General features: G+C 53.1%; 3 protein-coding genes. 2 read left to right on the top strand and 1 reads right to left on the bottom strand.

What is annotated here, in order from left to right; genetic code table 11:
* Positions 1 to 347: transposase (locus tag NKI41_RS32960; RefSeq protein ID WP_352687209.1), on the top strand; the 347-nt coding region annotated here is incomplete at its 5' end.
* A 216-nt stretch (positions 348 to 563) separates the two neighbouring features.
* On the opposite strand, the gene NKI41_RS32955 is transcribed toward NKI41_RS32960, so the two are convergent.
* Positions 564 to 944 carry a hypothetical protein gene (locus NKI41_RS32955; protein ID WP_352687207.1) on the bottom strand — a complete coding sequence of 127 codons (381 nt, stop codon included), beginning with the start codon at positions 942 to 944 and terminating at the stop codon, positions 564 to 566.
* 296 nt (positions 945 to 1,240) lie between these two features.
* Between NKI41_RS32955 and NKI41_RS32950 the strand changes: the two genes are divergently transcribed.
* Complete coding sequence (locus NKI41_RS32950; protein ID WP_352687206.1) at positions 1,241 to 2,002, top strand: class I SAM-dependent methyltransferase; 762 nt, start codon at positions 1,241 to 1,243, stop codon at positions 2,000 to 2,002.
* Positions 2,003 to 2,347: the final 345 nt, after the last annotated feature.

Raw genomic sequence — 2,347 nt, 5'->3', positions numbered from 1 at the left:
TACAATGGCGCGCCGTCGCCGACCAGATCCGGCCGAAGGTGCCGAAGCTGGCGACAATCATGGACGACGACGAGCCCGACGTGCTCGCGTACATGACTTTCCCGAAGGAGCACCGCGTCAAGCTTCACAGCATCAACCCGATCGAGCGTCTCAACGGCGAGATCAAGCGCAGGACCGAAGTCGTCGGCATCTTCCCCAATGACGATGCCATTGTCCGTCTCGTCGGCGCGTTGCTGCTTGAACAGAATGATGAATGGGCCGTGCAGCGCGCGCGCTACATGACTCTTGAGACCATCAGCCAGATGAGCGATGATCCGCTCATCAGCCTGCCGGCAGTGGCGCGCTGATCAATTCCGGCCCATGCCGGAGAGCACGGCGACCAATGCCGTCAGCTACACAACTCCAGTGGGCACGATCGTCTCTTTCACGGAGACATCCAATCCTGATAATGTTTCATGCTGCGCTTCCTCCTTCTGATGCTTGTGGCTGCGCCATGCAGAACCACGTTTAACCATCAGTCTCGAAGCGCAGCACCTTCAAGCTTATCCACCATGCCAAGAGGCTCAAGCCGAATACGCCATCTCGGATGGGCCGAGCCGATCCTCACGCACGGCGGGCGAGCAATGGGAGAGTATAGCGAAGCATTTGTCGCGTTTGATGTAGCCAAGAAGAAGCACGCGGTTGCGATCGCGGAGGGCGGCCGCACCGGCGAGGTCCGGTTCGTCGGCGAGGTCGAGAATAGTCCGGCGGCGATAGAGCGAACGATCAAGAAGCTGGGAAAAAAGTATGATCGACTGCACGTTTGCTTCGAGGCCGGGCCGACCGGTTAAGGCAGGTCGGCCAACTGCTCGAAGAGCAAGCTCCCCGGCATCCAAGCCGCCTCCGGCAGTTGATCCTGTTGTCCCTTCAATCGGTCGAAATTCAGTGAAACCGAACTCCGCCATGTGAGCCTGTGGGCCCCGGACCGCGTTGCCGATCTGCGTGCGCTGGCGAACCAGGAAGTCGCGCGTGCGGTGAAGAACCAGTGCAGATAAGCAGCTTCACTTTTGCTGGCGACAAACTGTATCGAGGGGCATGCGGGACACGATACGATCTCGAATGCAGCATGGTCAATGACTGTCGAAAAGTTTTTAAAACAAGAAACAAAACTTTCGCAAAAGTTTTCTTTCACTATGCCATCAATATGATAAAATCTCACAAGTCATAATAACGGCACCGCAATTCGAAAAAGGGATAAAACATGAACGATGACGTAGCGAAGAAAGTTTTATCACATGATCTCGAATCATACTTCAACGAAGATTACATACATTTTGCATGCGTAATAAATCCGCCGGAGGCGTGCGACAGGCAGGCGGAATTAGTTTGGAATCTTCTTTCTCTTACACAAGACAGCGCGGTTTTTGAACTTGGGTGCGGCTATGGGCGGATTGCAAACCGATTGGCGGAAAAAGGAGCGCGGGTAGTCGGACTTGATACCTCGCCGATCTTGCTAAAAAAAGCCAAAGCGGATGCGGCTGAACGTGGAATAAATGTCGAGTATGTTCTAGGCGACATGCGCTCACTTCCCTGGCGAGATCGATTCGACGCTGCTTTTCTGTGGTACACGACCTTTGGCTATTTCGATGACGCGGATAATGAGAGAGTTCTTCGTGAAGCCGCCTCTTCGCTTCGAAAGGGCGGCTGTTTGCTAATCGATAACCCCAATCGCATCCAGTCCCTACGCCACAAGTTTCCTATATGTGACGTTGCGCGGTGTAATGACGATCTGCGGATCGATATATACAGCAACGATGTTCTGCGCGATCGCCAGAACCTCGAAAGGATTATCATTCGAGATGGACACGTTAGACGAACACACCTTTCTTACAGGCAGTATGGATTTTCTGAATACGTTCGCATGTTGCGAAGTGCGGGGTTCAAGTCTGTTGAATCTTATGGCGAAGAAGGTGACGCGTTTACATGCGATAGCTCGCGCCTTGTGGTTGTCGCACACAAATAATATCATCTGCATAGCCTAGTGGATTGATCGAGACAAAAGAGTCCGGCGTCGATGACACCGGCAGGAGTTCATCGTTTCCTCAACGTGATTGAGGCGCAACTGCCGACGGAGAAGGCAGTCCATGTCATTATTGCCTGTCCGAAAAACCAGCGACTGTCCGAAAGACCGTTGGCCAGCGGGCGAACTCCCTGGTTAGAAGCCGTATCTTAAAGGATTTCGGCCGAACTCATGGTTTTTGTGATGCGCGCGCGCCAATGTTACGCCCTCGAAGAAAGCAAACCAATTGAATCGACATTCGTTAAGATAGGAGAGCTGCTATGCCCACAAATAGTCAACAAGAACGCC

This window comes from Mesorhizobium sp. M0601, from assembly GCF_040320845.1.
Lineage (GTDB): Bacteria > Pseudomonadota > Alphaproteobacteria > Rhizobiales > Rhizobiaceae > Mesorhizobium.
This window is presented reverse-complemented; position numbering and strand designations above follow the sequence as displayed.

Coding starts and splice junctions, on each gene's coding strand:
- NKI41_RS32950 (WP_352687206.1), top strand. CDS start 1,241: ATGAACGATGACGTAGCGAAGAAAGTTTTATCACATGATCTCGAATCA.
- NKI41_RS32955 (WP_352687207.1), bottom strand. CDS start 944: ATGGCGGAGTTCGGTTTCACTGAATTTCGACCGATTGAAGGGACAACA.